The organism is Virgibacillus profundi (genome assembly GCF_002287375.1).
Taxonomy (GTDB): domain Bacteria; phylum Bacillota; class Bacilli; order Bacillales; family Amphibacillaceae; genus Virgibacillus_K; species Virgibacillus_K profundi.
This window is the reverse complement of record NZ_NPOA01000025.1, coordinates 1-18668: the sequence shown is the minus strand read 5'-3', so window position 1 is coordinate 18668 and position 18668 is coordinate 1. Positions and strand designations below refer to the sequence as shown.

Sequence of the window (18668 nt, the reverse complement as noted above, 5' to 3'; positions counted from 1 at the left end):
TGGATCCATTCCAATTCTATTATCTAAGGACATCACGCAATACCCAAGCAAAATGTTTTGAATGTAACGAAATTATTCAATTGTCAAAGAGCAATTTTTTGTTCTTAAATATACTATACGAGGAGGAGAAATAATGGAAAAAGTATGGCACTCACATTATCCATCAGAAATACCAACAAGTATTACGTATGACGAAAAGCCCTTGCATGCCTTTTTGGATGAAAGTGCTAAACGTTACAAAGAAAAGAAAGCGCTTTATTTCATGGGGAAAGAAATGAGCTTTAAGGAGCTTCATACAGAAGCAAGGAAAATGGCTAATTACATGCAGTCATTGGGATTAAAGAAAGGTGACAAAGTAGCCATTATGCTACCGAATTGTCCACAAGGTGTAATTAGTTATTATGCTGCATTGATGGCTGGGGCAGTAGTTGTACAAACCAATCCATTATACACAGAGAGAGAACTGGAATATCAGCTTATTGATTCCGGTGCAACATTCATTGTATGTTTGGATATTCTTTTACCTCGGGTAACAAGTGTGCGTGGTAATACGTCATTAAGACATACAATAGTAACAGGTATTAAAGATTATTTACCATTTCCAAAAAACCTTATCTATCCATTTATTCAAAAAAAGCAATATAACATGGTCGTAAAAGTGGAACAAAGCAAAGAAACACATGTCTGGAATACAATGATCGAGCAAACTTCTGCTGACTATAAAAAAGTAGATGTCGATCCACTGAAGGATTTAGCATTATTGCAATATACGGGTGGAACAACAGGTTATCCGAAAGGTGTCATGCTTACACATTATAATTTGGTAGCAAACGTGCAAATGTGTGAAACTTGGTTGTATAAAACGAAAGAAGGACAGGAAATCGTTTTGGGTGTATTGCCATTCTTCCACGTTTACGGCATGACGACGGTAATGAATATGTCTATTATGCAAGGTTCAAAAATGATTTTAATGCCAAAATTTGATGCAGGGGATGTTTTGAAAACAATTCAAAAACAAAGGCCGACCTTGTTCCCTGGTGCTCCAACTATATATGTCGGTTTGTTAAATCATCCGGACCTTAAAAAATACGATTTATCATCCATCGAAGCATGTATAAGTGGGTCAGCTCCATTGCCAACAGAAGTTCAGGAGCAATTTGAAAAGATAACGGGTGGTAAATTAGTTGAAGGATATGGATTGACAGAAACCTCTCCGGTTACCCATGCAAACTTTGTCTGGACAAATAGGGTTAATGGAAGTATTGGTGTTCCCTGGCCTGATACGGATTGTAGAATATTTATAATGGAAACAGAGGAAGAAGCCGGAGTTGGGGAAGTGGGAGAAATTGCAGTGAAAGGTCCACAGGTTATGCAGGGTTATTGGAATAACCAGGAAGAAACGGATAATGTATTGAAGGATGGCTGGTTATTAACCGGTGACTTGGGGTATATGGATGAAAAGGGATACTTTTTTGTTGTAGACCGCAAAAAAGATATGATCATTGCAGGCGGTTATAATATTTATCCAAGAGAAGTAGAAGAAGTTCTTTATGAACATGAAGGTGTGCTAGAGACAGTAGTTGCTGGTATACCTGACCCATATCGTGGTGAGACTGTAAAAGCTTATATCGTTCTAAAAGATGGCTATTCGATTACGGATGAAGAATTAAACACATATTGCAGAAAACATCTTGCGGCATACAAAGTACCAAGACTATATGAATACCGTGATGAATTACCAAAAACAGCTGTAGGGAAGATCTTAAGAAGAAAATTAGTAGATGAAGAAAAAGAAAAACAGCCGGAAAATAGTAAAACTCTTTGAGCATTTTGCTCTTTTTTACAAAATAATTGTACAAGCTTAGCTATTGACAGATTTAAATTGGCTCGTTACAATAAATATGAATGATTATTCATTCATTGTGTAGCCATTGTTCGATATAAGGAGATTATGATGAATAAAAATAGACCCAAATATAATCAAATCATTGAAGCGGCGGTTCAGGTAATTGCAGAAAATGGTTATCATGCATCACAGGTTTCCAAAATTGCCAAAAGAGCTGGTGTTGCAGACGGAACCATTTACCTTTATTTTAAAAATAAAGAAGATATACTTGTCTCGGTTTTTGAAGAGAAAATGGGGCAGTTTATTGAAAGGATTGCCGATAGCATTAAGAAAAGGAAAAATGTAAATGAGAAATTACTAACATTAATTGAGATGCATTTCAGCCAGCTGTCGGAGGATCATCACCTGGCTATTGTAACCCAATTGGAGCTGCGACAATCGAATTCTGCCTTGCGATTGCAAATCAATGAAATATTAAAGCCGTATTTAACCGTTATTGACGACATCATCAAAGAAGGGATGAATGAGAACGTATTTCGGGATGACTTGAACCTCCTTCTTGTTCGCCAGATGATATTTGGGACTTTGGATGAAACTGTTACAAACTGGGTAATGAAGGACCATAAATATGATTTAGCTGAACAGGCATCTCAAGTTCACAGTTTATTAACAAAAGGTCTTATTGCCCGATAGAGCTAACATTTACTACAAGGGGGATATGAGTTTATAAAACTGACAGTATGATCTATAATAAAAAAAGAGGGGGGGAATGTTCATGGGAACGATAGCATATGAACTAAAAAACCATGTTGCTTACTTAACTATTCAAAGCCCACCTGCAAACGCTTTATCTAGTATTCTATTAAATGATCTTGCCCAAAAGCTGGATCAGATTGAAGAGGATAATAATGTTAAAGCAATTGTCTTAAAGGGTGAAGGGAAGTTTTTCTCAGCTGGTGCAGATATTAAAGAATTCACGTCATTTCAAAATGCATCAGATTATCAATCATTATCCAGGAAAGGCCAAGAATTATTTGATCGGGTTGAGTCTTTTGAGGTTCCAATTATTGCAGCAATTCATGGTGCTGCCTTAGGTGGAGGATTAGAACTTGCCATGGCATGTCATATCAGAATTGTAACCGAAAAAGCTAAAATAGGGCTGCCTGAGCTTACGTTGGGCATCATTCCTGGGTTTGCAGGTACACAGCGGCTTCCTCACTATGTTGGTACTGCAAAGGCATATGAAATGATATTGACAGGTGAGGCGATCTCGGGGAAGGAAGCAGTTGAATTAGGTCTTGCCAATAAAGCTGTTTCTGATGAGGAAATTTTTAATGAAACTATAAAACTGGCAGAAAAAATAGCTGCAAAAAGTAAGCCTTCAATTAATCGGGTAATGCATTTAATACCATTTGCAAAAACAGAGAATTTTTCGAAAGGTACGCAAGAAGAGGCCAGAGCTTTTGGTGAAATATTTGGTTCGGAAGATGCAAAAGAAGGGGTACAGGCTTTCATGGAAAAGCGTAAACCTAATTTCACAGATAAATAGATTAAACATCCACTTAAAGGAGGATATCACATGAACATATATGTATTATTAAAAAAGACTTTTGATACAGAGGAGAAAATTGCTGTATCGGATGGACGAATTGAAGACGATGGTGCAGAATTTATTATCAATCCATATGATGAATATGCAGTGGAAGAAGCGATTAACCAACGTGATGCTCATGGTGGTGAGGTTACAGTTGTCACAATTGGAGATGAAGACTCCGAAAAACAACTGCGTACAGCTTTAGCTATGGGAGCAGATAAAGCGGTATTGATCAATACCGAGGATGATCTTGAAGATGGGGATCAATATACAACAGCAAAAATTCTGGAAGCATTCTTTGAAGATAAAGAAGCTGATTTGATTCTTGCAGGGAACGTTGCGATTGATGAAGCAAGTGGTCAGGTTGGGCCGAGAGTAGCCGAATCTCTGGGAATTCCCTATGTAACAACAATCACCAGTTTGAAAATTGACGGGGAGACTGTATCCATTGAGAAAGATGTTGAAGGTGATGTAGAAATTGTAGAAGCAAGTCTGCCAATTCTGGTGACCTGTCAACAAGGGCTTAATGATCCGCGTTATCCTTCACTTCCAGGAATTATGAAAGCTAAAAAGAAACCATTGGAAGAACTGGAAATTGATGATCTGGATTTAGATGAAGATGATGTAGAAGCAAAAACTAAAACGATAGAAATATTTTTACCGGCCGAAAAAGAAGCTGGAAGAGTATTAGAAGGTGACACAGGAGATAAAGTACAAGAATTAGTATCTCTACTTAAAAACGAAGCAAAAGTACTGTAAATCATCCAAACGGAAAGGAGAATTGACATGAGCGATAAAATTTTAGTTATTGGGGAAGCAAGGGATGGAGAATTACGAAATGTATCATATGAAGCAATCGCAGCTGCGAAAAAGATAAAAGCTGACAGTGAAATTGTTGGTGTTATTTGTAGTAATGATGACATAGAAAGCCAAGCACAGGAAATGATTTATTATGGTGCTGACCGTGTTGTAACAATAAAACATGAAAATTTGAAAACGTATACACCAGAGGGGTTTGGTCAGGCTTTAATGAGAGTTATTAATGATGAATCACCATCTGGTATCGTTATGGGTCATACATCCATAGGTAAAGATTTAACACCGAAAATTGCAAGTAAACTCGAAACCGGCTTGGTATCTGACGCTGTCGAAATTGAGTCTGATGGTGATAATGTTCAATTCATTAGACCGATTTATTCCGGTAAAGCTTTTGAAAAGAAAATTATTACAAGCGGATTGACATTTGTGACAATCAGACCAAATAACATTCCAATGCTTAAGCGAGATGAATCACGCTCAGGAGATGTCAATTCCAAAGATGTTGATGTAACAGATATACGCACCATTATTAAAGATGTTATCCGTAAAGCATCTGAAGGTGTTGATTTATCAGAAGCAAATGTAATTATAGCCGGTGGACGAGGCGTGAAAAGCGCAGATGGCTTTAAACCATTATATGAGTTGGCAGATGTTTTAGGTGGTGCAGTAGGTGCTTCACGTGGTGCATGTGATGCAGACTATTGTGACTATTCCTTGCAAATTGGGCAAACAGGTAAAGTAGTAACACCGGATTTATATATTGCTGTTGGTATCTCCGGGGCAATCCAGCATCTTGCAGGAATGTCTAATTCAAAAGTTATTGTCGCAATAAATAAAGACGCAGAAGCAAATATATTTAATGTAGCTGACTATGGTATAGTTGGTGACTTATTTGAAATAATTCCATTGCTAATTGAAGAAATTAAAAAGATTAAGCAATAACTGTGTTAAAAGAAAACCTGATCACAACGCTGATCAGGTTTTTCCTATGGCCTTTTCTATATGGAGCCAGATAACTTTTCACATCAGTTCATTCCTGGATATTAACAGTCAAGTCCACCATAAGCATCCAGTGGCTATACAAATCCATTCACTTTTAATTGTAAGCAAACTATTCGCAAGTATATATTATCGATGGTATACTCATCTTAAGAATCAATGCTTAATGAAGGAGGAAAAATAAATGGCAATAGTAAATGTAACTGATCAAAACTTCACAGAAGAAACTGGAAAAGGGCTAGTATTAGCTGACTTCTGGGCACCATGGTGTGGACCTTGCAAAATGATTGCCCCGGTACTTGAAGAAATAGATGGCGAAATGGAAGAGAAAGTCCAAATAGTAAAACTTGATGTAGATGAAAATCAGGAAACAGCAGGTAAATTTGGTGTGATGAGTATTCCAACATTGCTACTATTTAAAGATGGTAATGTTGTAGATCAAGTTATTGGTTTCCAACCAAAAGAAGCACTAGTTGATTTAATTAACAAACATGCATAAGATCGTGTATAATATGAGATAAAACCTTAAAAATCCCTTGTTGCATCATGTGACAGGGGATTTTCTATCGTAAAGGAATGACTTAAGACTATGAACAAGATGATAAAAGAAAAACTGGCAGTTCTTCCTGCACAGCCGGGCTGTTATCTAATGAAAGATAAGCATCATACGATTATTTATGTAGGCAAATCCAAAATGTTGAAGAATCGTGTAAGATCTTACTTTACAGGTGCAAACGATCGTAAAACACAGCGTCTTGTACAGGAAATAACTGACTTTGAATATTTTGTAACGTCTTCAGAGATCGAAGCACTTATTTTAGAAATGAATTTAATTAAAAAATATGATCCTAAATACAATGTAATGTTAAAGGATGATAAATCCTATCCTTATTTAAAAATCACTTCCGAAAGACATCCACAATTACTCATTACGAGAAAGGTAAAAAAAGATAAAGGGAAATATTTCGGCCCATATCCTAATGTGATTGCGGCAAGGGAAACAAAAAAGCTGCTTGATCGCCTGTATCCATTAAGAAAATGCAATAACCAACCAGGTCGCCCATGTCTTTATTATCATATGGATCAGTGTCTAGCTTGTAGCGAAACACCGCCACCGCAGGAAACATACAAAGGAATTGTACAAAGTATCACCTCCTTTTTACATGGTGGCTATAAAGGGATTAAGAATGAATTAAGTGATAAAATGCATGAAGCTAGTGAACAGCTCAATTTTGAACGAGCAAAAGAGCTGCGTGATCAAATCCAGCATATTGAAGTAGTTATGGAACAACAGAAGATGTCATTAAATGATCGGGCAGATATTGATATATTTGGTTATAGCTATGATAAAGGTTGGATGTGCATCCAAACGTTTTTTGTCAGACAAGGGAAATTAATTGAAAGAGATGTAGCGATTTTTCCTTTTTTTGATACGCCTGAAGAAACCTTTATCAGCTATATTGGCAGATTCTATCTCCATCAGCACCACCTGAAACCAAAACAAATACTTGTACCAATCGGAACAGATGATGATTTGGTAAAAGAGCTGCTGGACGTTGATGTTCATACACCATACAGAGGCAGAAAAAAGGAACTCGTCGAATTGGCTTCCAAAAATGCAAAGATCGCAATAAATGAAAAGTTTTCATTAATAGAACGGGATGAGGAGCGAACGATTTTAGCAGTTGAACAACTGGGAGAAGTATTAAATATTGAGGTTCCACATCGAATTGAGGCTTTTGATAATTCCAATATACAAGGTACTGACCCGGTTTCGGCAATGGTTGTTTTTATAGATGGCAGACCAAATAAAAAAGAATACCGGAAATATAAAATAAGAGATGTAAAGGGCCCAGATGATTATGAAACAATGCGTGAGGTTATTCGAAGACGATATTCACGGGTATTAAAAGAAGATTTACCCCTACCTGATCTAATAATTGTAGATGGTGGGAAGGGACAAATGAGTGCGGCTTTAGATGTCCTGGAAAATGAATTGGGTCTTGATATCCCTTTGGCTGGCCTAGCAAAGGATGATAAACATAAGACAAGTGAATTATTATATGGAATACCGCCAATGATCATTCCTCTATCAAGAAAATCACAGGAATTTTATCTTGTACAGAGAATTCAGGATGAGGTACACAGATTTGCAATTTCCTTTCATCGTCAGCTACGGGGGAAAAGCTTATTTCAATCGGAACTGGATAAGATTCCCGGCATTGGTGAGAAACGAAGAAGGTTATTATTAACACATTTTAAATCAATTGGAGAAATCAGAAAAGCTTCATTAGAAGAAATAGCCAAACTTGGCATTCCAAAGAATACTGCCGAGGATATTATTAAGCATTTGAATGTAAAGGAAGAAGAATAGATTATAGCTTAAAGAAGCTGCAGTCCTGTTTACCTGGAATCTGCAGCTTCTTATTAAATAGTAAAGATAACTGTGAATTCCACCTGGTGTATTTTTTTATTTATTTCCTCGGTGCATTCACAGTCTATTTCTTTAATCATATGTACTGCCTCAGCAAGAAAACCGGCTTCAAGGCGAAATTCTGTATGAAAAGATGCTTGTAAACGTTCTGCGACTGAATCAGCCATTAAATGGAAAACAAGTTCTTTTTTCTTTTCTTTAACAAGCTCCAATTGTCCCCATCCCAATTTTTCATAAATAAAATAGAGATCTTCCATTGCTTTAATTTCCAGTTTTCTGGCTAGATTTCTTCCCATAAAATATAAGAGGGGATCAGACTGGGTACCTAATAATTCCGGTAAGCTTATATACCGCAGGACATCATAGCCAGACCCAGTTGTATGTAGTTCATCAAGCATAGAAATAGGCAGTAGTGTGTGTTTTTTAGACATGGATGTCATCCTTTCATTAGTAACCAATGGTAACTGACATTACGAAGTTCATAAGAGATTACTAATAGTATTATCTATTTTATATACTATTTTCGCAAGTATGTTTTTGAATTTTTCCTACATAGACAAATAGAATGCTAATTATCACTTAATTAAATTTTAATGTCTCCTTTTCTTGACGCTTTTTGTAGTTAGAAGTACAATAAATATGTCACAAATTGTACATTTCTAAATAATAGCGTGAATTCAAATGGATTAAAATACGTATTCTTTATAGAAAATCTGTACAATGAGAAGAAAATATCAGACAAACTAAGGGGGGTAACACATGGCAGAACATCGTGAGTTCTTTAGCAGAAGATTACACTCACTATTAGGCGTAATTCCAATTGGAGTATTTTTGGTTCAGCACTTAGTGGTGAATCATTTTGCTGTGTATGGTGAAGAAAGTTTTAACAAAGCTGCAGGATTTATGGCAGGGCTTCCATTCGTAATTGTTTTAGAAATATTTGTAATTTACCTGCCGATTTTATTCCATGCGGTTTTAGGGGTTTATATTGTTTTTGTTGCAAAAAACAATACCAGAAAGTATGGATATTTCCGTAACTGGATGTTCTACTTACAACGTTTTACGGGAATTATTACGTTAGTATTTATTGCATGGCATGTATGGGAAACTCGTATTCAAATTGGGCTTGGAAATGAAGAATTGAACTATAGCCTGATGGAAGGAATTCTAACAAATCCTATTATGTTCTGGTTCTATTTGATTGGTGTACTATCAACAGTATTCCATTTTGCAAACGGACTTTGGAGCTTTATGGTATCCTGGGGTATTACACAATCTCCAAAATCTCAAAAGATCGCTACAAATGCAACGGTACTTGTATTTTTAGTTGTAAGCTATATTGGTGTAAGAACACTAATTCAATTTGCATACGGAGTTTAGTATAAAGAAATAGGGAGTGAGTATTATGAGTAATCGCAAAATCGCTGTTGTCGGTGGAGGGCTTGCCGGCTTAATGGCAACAATCAAAGCAGCAGAAGCAGGTGTGAATGTAGATCTATTCTCTATTGTACCTGTAAAACGCTCTCACTCAGTATGTGCCCAAGGTGGTATAAATGGTGCTGTAAATACGAAAGGTGAAGGGGATTCTACTGATATCCACTTTGATGATACATTATACGGTGGAGACTTTTTAGCGAACCAGCCGCCAGTTAAAGCAATGTGTGATGCAGCGCCAGGGATTATCAATATGTTGGATCGCATGGGTGTTATGTTTAACCGCACACCTGAAGGATTACTTGACTTCCGCCGATTTGGTGGTACTCAGCATCATCGCACAGCATACGCAGGGGCAACAACAGGACAACAATTATTATATGCATTAGACGAACAGGTTCGTCGATATGAAGTGGAAGGTTTAGTAACAAAATTTGAAAGCTGGGAATTTCTTGGAGCAATTCTGGATGACGATGGTGTTGGAAAAGGTATCGTTGCACAGGATATTAAAACACATGAAATAAAATCTTTTCCTTCGGATGCAACAATAATGGCTACAGGTGGCCCAGGGATCATTTTTGGTAAATCAACAAATTCAATGATTAATACAGGATCCGCTGCAGGTATTTTATATCAACAAGGTGCAAAATATGCAAATGGAGAATTTATTCAAATTCATCCAACTGCAATACCTGGTGATGATAAATTACGTTTAATGAGTGAATCTGCACGTGGTGAAGGTGGCCGTATTTGGACTTATAAAGACGGTGAACCATGGTATTTCCTAGAGGAGAAATACCCTGCTTATGGAAACCTTGTTACTCGTGATATTGCAACACGTGAAATATTTGATGTTTGTGTAAACCAAAAACTCGGTATTAATGGAGAGAACATGGTGTACCTTGATCTATCACATAAGGATCCAAAAGAATTGGATGTTAAGCTTGGTGGAATTATTGAAATCTATGAAAAGTTTGTTGGTGAAGACCCACGGAAAGTTCCAATGAAAATATTCCCTGCAGTTCACTATTCAATGGGTGGGCTTTGGGTTGATTTTGACCAAATGACAAGTATACCTGGAATATTTGCAGCAGGTGAATGTGATTATTCGCAGCATGGAGGAAACCGTCTTGGTGCTAACTCCTTACTATCTGCAATTTATGGTGGTTCTGTTGCAGGGCCGAATGCAATCAAATATATTGATGAGCTTGAAACACATGTTGAGGATATGTCACCTGAACTCTTTGAGAATAAACAAAAAGAAGAACAGGAAAAATTCGAAGAGCTCATGAACATGGCTGGCGAAGAAAATGCCTACCAGATTCATAAAGAGCTTGGAGAATGGATGACAGACAACGTTACAGTGGTTCGTCATAATGACAAACTACTACAAACAGATGAAAAAATTAAAGAACTTCTGGAACGTTGGGAAAACATTAATATTAATGATACATCCCGATGGAGTAATCAGGGTGTAATGTTCACTCGTCAATTGAAGGGCATGCTGCATTTAGCACGTGTTATTACAATTGGTGCATATAATCGAAACGAGAGTCGTGGTGCACATTATAAACCAGAGTTCCCTGATCGAAATGATGAAGAATGGTTAAAAACTACAATTGCAACATTTGATAAAGAGAAAAATTCTCCTGAAATAACGTATGAAGAAGTAGATACTTCTTTAATTAAACCGAGATTACGGGACTATACCAAAAAACATTAAAGGGGGAGTAATGTAAAATGGCTGAACAAAGTACTATTACATTTATTATAACTCGTCAGGACAATCCTGAATCTGCTCCTTACGAGGAAACGTTTCATGTTCCATATCGCAAAAACATGAATGTGATTTCTGGATTAATGGAAATTCGCCAGAACCCCGTGAATGCTAAAGGGGAAAAGACAGCTCCGGTTTATTGGGACATGAGCTGTCTGGAAGAAGTGTGTGGAGCTTGTTCCATGGTTATAAATGGTACCGCAAGACAGTCCTGTGCTACTCTTGTTGACCAATTGGAACAACCAATACGTTTAGAGCCAATGTCTACATTTCCTGTAGTGCGTGACTTAATTGTGGATCGTGAACGTATGTTTGACGCTTTGAAGCAAGTTAAAGCATGGATTCCAATTGATGGTACGTATGATCTTGGACCTGGTCCTCGTATGCCTGAAAAGAAACGTCAATGGGCGTATGAATTATCTAAATGTATGTCCTGTGGAGTTTGCTTGGAAGCTTGTCCCAATGTAAATGACAAATCAAACTTTATTGGACCAGCAGCCTTGTCACAGGCACGACTATTCAATGCGCATCCAACAGGTGAAATGAATGCAAGTGAGAGATTAAATGGTTTAATGGAAGATGGCGGAATTGATGGATGCAGTAATGCTCAAAACTGTGTTCAAGTATGTCCTAAAGGAATTCCATTAACAACATCAATTGCTGCTATGAACCGTGCGACAAATATACAAGCATTTAAGAATTTCTTTGGCAGTGACAACGCACATTAATTATTTGAACTTATAAAGGTGCAAAGGCCCTCACCAGTTAATGGTTTGGGTCTTTTTTTCAAATAGGAGGGGAGTTCATTTTATTGAAGACAATTTCATACATCGAAAATACTGACGAATGGCGTTCGGGATTTTCATTTTCAATCCCAATTAAAATCAGATTTTCCGAAACGGATATGTTTGGTCATGTCAACAATGTATCACCATTTATATACTTTGAAGAAGCAAGAATTGAATTTCTGAAATCAGTTGGCCTCTTTGGAAATTTGAATAGTGAGGAAGGTATTCCAATTGTTGCAGACCTGCAGTGTGATTACCTTAAGCAACTATTTTTTAATGAAAACCTGCAATTATTTGTCAAAGCAGATCATGTAGGCAATACATCGATTGACATCCATTATATGGCATTAAATGAAAAAGAGGAAATTACCATTACCGGAAGAGGCAGATTGGTTTACGTGAATCCCAAAACAGGTAAGCCAGTTAAACTAAGTGAGTCCATGAAAGAAAAATTACTGAATAAATAAGCTTTTAAAAAACCGAATTCCTATTAAGGAAAGTCGGTTTTTTAAAAGCTTAATCTCTCACTTGCAATGGAGCTTTACAACTACCTGCGATTCCTGATCTTTATAAAACATTTGAAATACATGCGAAGAAAGTAATTATTTAAAGTATTCTGCTAGTAGTTGCCTTTTGTATTATTATTGCAATTATCATCTTTTTGATTGTGCGTTCATTTGGGAAATATGCTCGTTAACCAACCCATCCTGTACGCAATTTGGTTTATAAGTTTGAACGTCAGGCAATTAAAAACAATAGAGGGCGATATTCCTTTGAATCAATTGAGGATTGGTTTAAACGACTAAAACACGATGTTAATATTGCGACATATCAAAAGGTAAGGTATGGAGATTTAGAAGTAAGTGAACAGGAAATTGATCAACTTGGACAACAACTCAAGGAAATTGAACAATCTTTTAAGGGAAAATAATAAAACTGCCCTTCTTATATGAAAGGCAGTTTTATTAAATTGATCGCCGCTTGATTTCTAACTTTTGCATATTTCTATATATCTTTCATCATAAATGATTTTTCAACCAATCTTATGACACTAAAATTATTTGTTCGCAAAAAATTCCTCCGCTTTTTCCAAGAATATCTCTTGCTTTGGAGTTAGGTCATACTCTTCTACAATCGCATCAACTGGACATACTGCTACACATGCTCCACAATCAATACAAACATCTGGATCAATATAAAATTGATCTGTACCCTCTTCGATACAATCGACCGGACAGACACTCACACATTCGGCAGATTTCTCGGGTCCACACGGGTCTAATATAACAAAAGCCATCTATAATTACCCCCTTAATTGCTTAGAAATTATAATATTATCACAAGAACAGAAGATTCCTGATCAAATTTACTTCTATCCTTATTTAAGGATACATGATCCACCAGTTGCAAGTAAATAGATTTACAAAAAACATTACCAGGAAATAAGGACACAACTGGAAATGTATCAGGCTAAACAATTTGGTAAGTTAACAAAAGAGGAACAAAAACAGCTGCTTTATCTCTTAAGGAAACTACAAAAATAAAGGAGCGTAATCACATGTATATATTGAATATTTCCTTAAAAATAGCATCCTTGGATAGATTAATATGCCCAAAGGATATGAACAGATAATATCAGTGGGATTAAAAGATAAGGACAAGGGGAAAACTATAAAGTGTAATTTTGGTGATTAAAAAAATAAATTAAAAGGATGATATAACATGATAAAAGTTGGTATTGTAGTTGGTAGTTTACGGAAAGAATCCTTTTCTAGGAGAATTGCGACAAATGTAGCAACACTATTTCCTGAAGGTTATGAAACAGAGTTTGTCGAAATCGGTAATCTCCCATTATATAATGAAGAATATGATGGCAATTCACCAGCAGAATATAACTCATTCCGCAACACTGTAAAGGGAGTCGACGCCGTTTTATTTGTAACCCCTGAATATAACCGATCTGTACCTGGTGTATTGAAAAATGCAATTGATGTAGGCTCAAGACCTTATGGTGAAAGTGTTTGGGAAGCAAAACCAGCAGCAGTTATCAGTCAATCGATTAGCAATTTGAGTGGATTTGGTGCAAATCATCATTTACGACAATCACTAACTTTCTTAAATATGCCAGTGGTTCAACAACCAGAAGTTTATCTTGCCAATTCTCCAGATTTATTGGATGAAAACGGAAAAATAAATAATGAAGGAACCGTTCAATTCCTGCAATCTTTTGTTGATACATTTGTTGAGTTGATTAAAAGATATCAATAGAGAAAAAGTGCTAGTAAAGGTCTCCATGTTCAAGAAATACATGAGGGCCATTGAAAAAAAGAGAGTATTTGTGTCTCTTTTTTTCTTTTTATGGACTGATTAGTTTGTTACAAAATCCCCATTAAGAAAATATGAAGGGGAATACCAAATAAAAAACAAAGCATTCCTTCTGTTATGAAACAGTCGGTAACGCTTTGTCATTTAAAATAAATAGCTGATTAATAATCCTGTAGATAACAAGAATCCAAAAAACGTATTGGTTAAAGCGGTTGATTTCATCGCTACTCGCATATATTGCGGTTCGGTATCCCCTTTTAGGAACCCTTGAATAGCCAGGAATGGTTTTTTCACGGTTAAGAATACAACTAATGCCCAAGGACTGATATAGCCTGTCACAACGAGAAGTATAATCCATAAATAAGAAACCGCAAATGCAATTGCCAAAGCAATAATTCCCTTCCGGCTACCAAGAAGAATCGCCAATGTTTTTCGTCCACCTTTAGTATCTTCCTCAATATCACGGATGTTATTGGACATGTTAATAGCTCCAACTAGAATCCCAATAGGAATAGAAATTAACAGGCTTTGAATGGTTATCGTATTTGTTTGAATAAAGAAAGCAATTAATACAAAGCCAGTTCCCATTAATAAACCAGAGAATAATTCTCCAAAAGGAGTATATGCAATAGGTAATGGTCCACCAGTATATAAGTAACCAATCGCCATCCCGAATAAACCTATTACAACTAACCACCAACTGCTATTCATACAGATATACAAACCAATAATGGCAGCTAAAACATATAATATAATTGCTGCTTGCAAGACATTTTTTGGCTTTAAACCATGTCGCACAATACCGCCGCCTATTCCAGTAGAGTCAGCTGTATCCAGTCCGCGTTTAAAATCATAGTATTCATTAAATAAATTCGTCGCGATTTGCAGGGCTAAACACGCTAACATCATAGCAATAAATAAAACCCAATCGATCCTTGATTCATACATTGCTATCACTGTCCCTAAAATAACCGGAGCAAATGTCGCTGTTAATGTATGTGGGCGTGTCATTTTCCACATCAATTTTGCAGGACTTAGTTCTTGTTTATGTTCCATAATATTTTCAACCCTCCCCCATTAATATATATCAAATTTTATAATCATAAATTATTATAAATACATACACCTATGATTACAAGAATGCCAGCTTAGTTTCACTAGTCTAATAACTGTCACAAAGCTATATAAAGGTAACAATGCAGGCAGAAACCATAAAAATCTGAGGAACTATATTATACCAGATTAACATTATCACAAAAATGAACAGAGGGATTATTATTTTAAAAAAAATAATAAAACTGCCCTTCTTAATTGAAAGGCAGTTTTATTTTAGAGCTTTAATTCCCCCATACGAAGGAGCTCTACAACTGCTTGTGATCGCCCCTTGACTCCTAACTTTTGCATAGCATTTGAAATGTGGTTTCGGACAGTTTTTTCAGATATATACAATTCCTGGGCAATTTCCTTTGTTGTTTTGTCCTGTACTAACAGTTCGAATACTTCTTTTTCCCGTTTAGTCAGTAATTGCTTTGGCTTATACTCGTTGTCCTTCAAATGTTAACCCCTCCTTGCTGTCATAGAGCTGCAGATCGAAGGGCAATTATTTAGTCTTTATAGCTTATGAAGGAAAGCCAAATCGGTGAGTACAATTAATATCACGTATAATATTGGGGGGTATTATTTTTAGAAAACTTGGCTTTTCGCTAAGCCCGTACTTATACTGATTACTTAAAAAAGTTATACTTTCCTATCAGTGCAAAAACGGCGCTAATTGGTTATAATAATGTTAGCCAAAAGTAAAGAGGTCACGTAAAATTACTAAACGGCGTTGGTAAAATGAGTAGTTTTTCATGCAATCCATTAGAATGTGCTAGAATAATACACAGACTTAGGATAAATGCAGCGGGAGGTAACACTTTTGAATAATGATGTACCATCAGATACAGTTAAAAAACTGGAAAAGAGAATGCGCTATATTTCAGGTATTATAAAACAAAACGGACGAAAAATTTTAAATAATTATCCAATCACATCTCCACAGTTTGTAGCTCTGCAATGGTTGTTGGAAGAAGGAGATTTAACTATTGGTGAATTATCAAATAAAATCAGCCTTGCCTTTAGTACAACAACGGATTTAGTTGATCGTATGGAAAGAAACGAACTGGTTGTGAGAATTCGTGATTCAAAAGACCGCAGGGTTGTACGTATACATGTTTTAGAAAAAGGGAAAATAATTATTCATGAAGTAATTGAGAAACGACAAAACTATCTGGGAGAAGTAATGGAAAACTTTACGGAAGATGAAAAGGAAACACTGCATGAACTATTAAACTTTTTACATGAACAAATGGAAAATGTGAATAATAAATAACAGCGAAGAAGAGGCGGTATTTTTGCAGGCAATCGGGGTCATTGATTCAGGTGTAGGTGGATTAACGGTGGCGCATGAGCTTATGCGTCAATTACCGAAAGAGAAGTTAATCTATTTAGGAGATACAGCAAGATGTCCATATGGTCCAAGGTCAAAAACAGAAGTACAGAAATTCACTTGGGAAATGGTTGAATTTTTACTGGAGAAAAATATTAAAATGCTGGTTATAGCGTGTAATACGGCAACTGCATTTACTTTAAATGACTTACAAAAAAAACTTGATATCCCGGTAATTGGTGTTATTCAACCAGGTGCACGTGCCGCAATCAAGTTCACTAAAAATAACCATGTAGGTATAATAGGTACAGAAGGAACGATTAGAAGTGAAGCATATACAAATGCTTTAAAAAGCATAAAAGCAGAGATCGAAGTTAATGCATTAGCTTGTCCGCTATTTGTGCCGATGGTGGAACAGGGGGTACTTTCCGGTGAGCAAGCAAGGGAAGTTGTAGAAGATTCCTTGAAGCCGTTGAAAAGATATGATCAGATGGATACATTAATTCTTGGGTGTACACATTACCCACTTTTGAAGGACACCATACAAACAGTCGCTGGTGAACATGTAACGCTTATCTCATCCAGTGAAGAAACTGCGAGAGAAACAAGTACATTGCTGGAGGTTCATCAGATACAAAATAAGGAGAAACTTTTTCCGGTACATCAATTTTATACAACCGGTGAATTAGAAATTTTCATTGAAATATCAAAAAGTATTTTTAAAGATTCAAATGCACAAATGGTACGAATTAATAAAGCAAACATTGGATAAAATCAGGAGCCTTGATTCAGAAAGGCTCCTGATTTTTTTATGTGTAATTTACATTGGTTGGTCTATTTTTACCAAAAGCTCGTATATATAGTAGTACAAACCATCGTAGGAGGGAATCACATGCTTAAGCGAGGAATACTTTTGATGAGTTCGATAACTCTAAGTCTTATACTTACAGGGTGTTTTCAAGGGGAGCAATCATTGGAAGATATGGATCCACCTCAAAATGCAGAAGAAGTTAATTCTTTAGATGATGCAGCAACTGCGGAAGAGGAATCAGAAGCAGTAGATGAGGAAGCGGAGGGAGAAACTGTAGCTGAAACTGTCGCACGGGAATTGTATTTAATTGATTCTAATGGAATGGTTGCATCACAAACGCTGGAATTACCTCAGCTTGAATCCAAGGAGGTAGCAACACAAGTGTTGGAGTATTTAGTGAAAGGCGGCCCTGTAACACCAATGTTGCCGAATGGATTCCAAGCTGTACTACCGGAAGGTACTGAAATTCTGGGATTGGATCTGGAGGAAAATGGAACAATGATTGTAGATGTATCAAATGAATTTGAGAACTATGAAGCCAATAATGAGATTAAAATTCTTGAATCAATGACACACACGCTGACACAATTTGAAAATGTTAATAAAATTGAATTGCGGATAAATGGTTATCCACAAAGTGAGATGCCTGTAAATGGAACACCAATAGGTAAAGGCTATTCGAGAGCAAATGGAATAAATATTACGGATACCGATACATTGGACTTAATTAATAGCACACCTGTAACGATGTATTATCCAGCTGAGCATAATGAAAATCGCTATTATGTACCTGTTACACAATATGTGGAAGGAACAAGTGATGAGCTCTATGGTTCGATTGTGCAGGCTTTAGTCGAAGGTCCCGGATATAATATGAATGTAACACATGTTTTTAATTCACAAACAATGCTAAAGAATAAACCAACCCTTGAAAACGGTGTCCTGGAAATAGAATTTACTGAGGAGATCCTAAAAGATAGCGAACAAGCGGTTATTGCAGATGAAGTGATGGAAACATTAGTAAGAACATTGACTCAGCAACAATCAGTTGAAGCAGTGAATGTAAAAGTTGAAAATGTTGATCAAATCGTTAATGAGAGTGGGGAAGCCTATACGGAACCTGTGAATATCCAGGTATATACCCCAACAGAAAAGCTTTAATAACAGGGCCTAGCAACACAGCCCTTTTTTTGTTTGTGTTTTTTAAAAATGTAGTATTTGAATAACTTCTAATATGTATGAACATGTTTCTTTGGAGAAAAATATGTTAAGCTAATGATTGAAATAAGACTTGTGGTGATAAGTCAAGTAAAAAATGATAAAAGAAAAAGATAAAAACTGGCATTAAAGGTTAAAAAGAGCGCACTAAACTAAACCCACCCAATTAACTGAAACAATTGTTCGGGCCTGCTG

At 36.3% G+C, this 18668-nt stretch carries 20 protein-coding genes; 16 read left to right on the top strand and 4 right to left on the bottom strand.

The annotated features are described in order from the left end of the window. The first annotated feature begins 133 nt into the window (after positions 1 to 133). The 7 genes from CIL05_RS21055 (at position 134) to uvrC (ending at position 7632) form a co-directional block, all read left to right on the top strand. A complete protein-coding gene (locus CIL05_RS21055) occupies positions 134 to 1825 on the top strand; it encodes a long-chain-fatty-acid--CoA ligase (RefSeq protein ID WP_095657502.1) in 1692 nt (563 codons plus the stop codon). Positions 1826 to 1954: 129 nt separating this feature from the next. Then, entirely contained in the window at positions 1955 to 2539 is a 585-nt protein-coding gene (fadR, locus tag CIL05_RS21050) for a fatty acid metabolism transcriptional regulator FadR (protein ID WP_095657501.1), read from the top strand. Positions 2540 to 2621: 82 nt separating this feature from the next. Next, positions 2622 to 3395: an enoyl-CoA hydratase gene (locus CIL05_RS21045; RefSeq protein ID WP_095657500.1), complete on the top strand. Its 774-nt coding sequence runs from the start codon at positions 2622 to 2624 to the stop codon at positions 3393 to 3395. Between the two features lie 30 nt (positions 3396 to 3425). Next, positions 3426 to 4199, top strand: coding sequence for an electron transfer flavoprotein subunit beta/FixA family protein (locus CIL05_RS21040; protein WP_095657499.1), 774 nt, complete (start codon positions 3426 to 3428; stop codon positions 4197 to 4199). A 27-nt stretch (positions 4200 to 4226) separates the two neighbouring features. Next, a complete protein-coding gene (locus CIL05_RS21035) occupies positions 4227 to 5201 on the top strand; it encodes an electron transfer flavoprotein subunit alpha/FixB family protein (RefSeq protein ID WP_095657498.1) in 975 nt (324 codons plus the stop codon). Positions 5202 to 5442: 241 nt separating this feature from the next. Continuing rightward, positions 5443 to 5757: a thioredoxin gene (gene trxA / locus CIL05_RS21030; protein ID WP_095657497.1), complete on the top strand. Its 315-nt coding sequence runs from the start codon at positions 5443 to 5445 to the stop codon at positions 5755 to 5757. Positions 5758 to 5847: 90 nt separating this feature from the next. After that, complete coding sequence (gene uvrC / locus CIL05_RS21025; RefSeq protein WP_095657496.1) at positions 5848 to 7632, top strand: excinuclease ABC subunit UvrC; 1785 nt, start codon at positions 5848 to 5850, stop codon at positions 7630 to 7632. Positions 7633 to 7685: 53 nt separating this feature from the next. Here the strand turns inward: uvrC and CIL05_RS21020 are convergent, their stop codons facing one another. Further along, positions 7686 to 8123, bottom strand: a complete 438-nt coding sequence (locus tag CIL05_RS21020) for a YslB family protein (RefSeq protein ID WP_095657495.1) — start codon at positions 8121 to 8123, stop codon at positions 7686 to 7688. 328 nt (positions 8124 to 8451) lie between these two features. Between CIL05_RS21020 and CIL05_RS21015 the strand changes: the two genes are divergently transcribed. The 5 genes from CIL05_RS21015 (at position 8452) to CIL05_RS20995 (ending at position 12622) form a co-directional block, all read left to right on the top strand. After that, positions 8452 to 9072 carry a succinate dehydrogenase cytochrome b558 subunit gene (locus CIL05_RS21015; protein ID WP_095657494.1) on the top strand — a complete coding sequence of 207 codons (621 nt, stop codon included), beginning with the start codon at positions 8452 to 8454 and terminating at the stop codon, positions 9070 to 9072. 25 nt (positions 9073 to 9097) lie between these two features. Beyond that, positions 9098 to 10849 (top strand): succinate dehydrogenase flavoprotein subunit, encoded by a 1752-nt coding sequence (sdhA, locus tag CIL05_RS21010; protein ID WP_095657493.1) that lies wholly within the window; start codon positions 9098 to 9100, stop codon positions 10847 to 10849. Positions 10850 to 10866: 17 nt separating this feature from the next. Beyond that, positions 10867 to 11631, top strand: a complete 765-nt coding sequence (gene sdhB, locus CIL05_RS21005; protein ID WP_095657492.1) for a succinate dehydrogenase iron-sulfur subunit — start codon at positions 10867 to 10869, stop codon at positions 11629 to 11631. Positions 11632 to 11714: 83 nt separating this feature from the next. Further along, a complete protein-coding gene (locus CIL05_RS21000) occupies positions 11715 to 12158 on the top strand; it encodes an acyl-CoA thioesterase (RefSeq protein WP_095657491.1) in 444 nt (147 codons plus the stop codon). A gap of 251 nt (positions 12159 to 12409) precedes the next feature. Beyond that, on the top strand, positions 12410 to 12622 hold the full coding sequence (locus CIL05_RS20995) for a hypothetical protein (protein WP_095657490.1): 213 nt from the start codon (positions 12410 to 12412) through the stop codon (positions 12620 to 12622). Positions 12623 to 12748: 126 nt separating this feature from the next. On the opposite strand, the gene CIL05_RS20990 is transcribed toward CIL05_RS20995, so the two are convergent. Beyond that, positions 12749 to 12988, bottom strand: a complete 240-nt coding sequence (locus CIL05_RS20990) for a ferredoxin family protein (RefSeq protein ID WP_095657489.1) — start codon at positions 12986 to 12988, stop codon at positions 12749 to 12751. 425 nt (positions 12989 to 13413) lie between these two features. Between CIL05_RS20990 and CIL05_RS20985 the strand changes: the two genes are divergently transcribed. Continuing rightward, entirely contained in the window at positions 13414 to 13959 is a 546-nt protein-coding gene (locus tag CIL05_RS20985; RefSeq protein WP_095657488.1) for an NADPH-dependent FMN reductase, read from the top strand. Between the two features lie 201 nt (positions 13960 to 14160). On the opposite strand, the gene CIL05_RS20980 is transcribed toward CIL05_RS20985, so the two are convergent. Together CIL05_RS20980 and CIL05_RS20975 are read right to left on the bottom strand one after the other, a co-directional pair. After that, positions 14161 to 15072: a 1,4-dihydroxy-2-naphthoate polyprenyltransferase gene (locus CIL05_RS20980; RefSeq protein ID WP_095657487.1), complete on the bottom strand. Its 912-nt coding sequence runs from the start codon at positions 15070 to 15072 to the stop codon at positions 14161 to 14163. A 273-nt stretch (positions 15073 to 15345) separates the two neighbouring features. Further along, entirely contained in the window at positions 15346 to 15570 is a 225-nt protein-coding gene (locus CIL05_RS20975) for a helix-turn-helix domain-containing protein (protein ID WP_094883395.1), read from the bottom strand. A 364-nt stretch (positions 15571 to 15934) separates the two neighbouring features. On the opposite strand from CIL05_RS20975, the gene CIL05_RS20970 reads away from it, so the two are divergent. From CIL05_RS20970 to CIL05_RS20960, 3 genes are all read left to right on the top strand, one after another. Beyond that, positions 15935 to 16387, top strand: a complete 453-nt coding sequence (locus CIL05_RS20970; RefSeq protein ID WP_439144854.1) for a MarR family winged helix-turn-helix transcriptional regulator — start codon at positions 15935 to 15937, stop codon at positions 16385 to 16387. A gap of 22 nt (positions 16388 to 16409) precedes the next feature. Further along, on the top strand, positions 16410 to 17216 hold the full coding sequence (racE, locus tag CIL05_RS20965; RefSeq protein WP_095657485.1) for a glutamate racemase: 807 nt from the start codon (positions 16410 to 16412) through the stop codon (positions 17214 to 17216). Positions 17217 to 17336: 120 nt separating this feature from the next. Then, entirely contained in the window at positions 17337 to 18416 is a 1080-nt protein-coding gene (locus CIL05_RS20960) for a GerMN domain-containing protein (RefSeq protein WP_095657484.1), read from the top strand. Positions 18417 to 18668: the final 252 nt, after the last annotated feature.

Excerpts from the sequence above, each read along its gene's own strand:
- CIL05_RS21015 (WP_095657494.1), top strand. The coding sequence starts at position 8,452 with ATGGCAGAACATCGTGAGTTCTTTAGCAGAAGATTACACTCACTATTA.
- fadR (WP_095657501.1), top strand. The coding sequence starts at position 1,955 with ATGAATAAAAATAGACCCAAATATAATCAAATCATTGAAGCGGCGGTT.
- sdhB (WP_095657492.1), top strand. The coding sequence starts at position 10,867 with ATGGCTGAACAAAGTACTATTACATTTATTATAACTCGTCAGGACAAT.
- CIL05_RS21055 (WP_095657502.1), top strand. The coding sequence starts at position 134 with ATGGAAAAAGTATGGCACTCACATTATCCATCAGAAATACCAACAAGT.
- CIL05_RS21035 (WP_095657498.1), top strand. The coding sequence starts at position 4,227 with ATGAGCGATAAAATTTTAGTTATTGGGGAAGCAAGGGATGGAGAATTA.
- CIL05_RS21020 (WP_095657495.1), bottom strand. The coding sequence starts at position 8,123 with ATGTCTAAAAAACACACACTACTGCCTATTTCTATGCTTGATGAACTA.
- CIL05_RS20990 (WP_095657489.1), bottom strand. The coding sequence starts at position 12,988 with ATGGCTTTTGTTATATTAGACCCGTGTGGACCCGAGAAATCTGCCGAA.
- sdhA (WP_095657493.1), top strand. The coding sequence starts at position 9,098 with ATGAGTAATCGCAAAATCGCTGTTGTCGGTGGAGGGCTTGCCGGCTTA.
- uvrC (WP_095657496.1), top strand. The coding sequence starts at position 5,848 with ATGAACAAGATGATAAAAGAAAAACTGGCAGTTCTTCCTGCACAGCCG.
- CIL05_RS21045 (WP_095657500.1), top strand. The coding sequence starts at position 2,622 with ATGGGAACGATAGCATATGAACTAAAAAACCATGTTGCTTACTTAACT.
- CIL05_RS20980 (WP_095657487.1), bottom strand. The coding sequence starts at position 15,072 with ATGGAACATAAACAAGAACTAAGTCCTGCAAAATTGATGTGGAAAATG.
- CIL05_RS20960 (WP_095657484.1), top strand. The coding sequence starts at position 17,337 with ATGCTTAAGCGAGGAATACTTTTGATGAGTTCGATAACTCTAAGTCTT.
- CIL05_RS20985 (WP_095657488.1), top strand. The coding sequence starts at position 13,414 with ATGATAAAAGTTGGTATTGTAGTTGGTAGTTTACGGAAAGAATCCTTT.
- trxA (WP_095657497.1), top strand. The coding sequence starts at position 5,443 with ATGGCAATAGTAAATGTAACTGATCAAAACTTCACAGAAGAAACTGGA.
- CIL05_RS21040 (WP_095657499.1), top strand. The coding sequence starts at position 3,426 with ATGAACATATATGTATTATTAAAAAAGACTTTTGATACAGAGGAGAAA.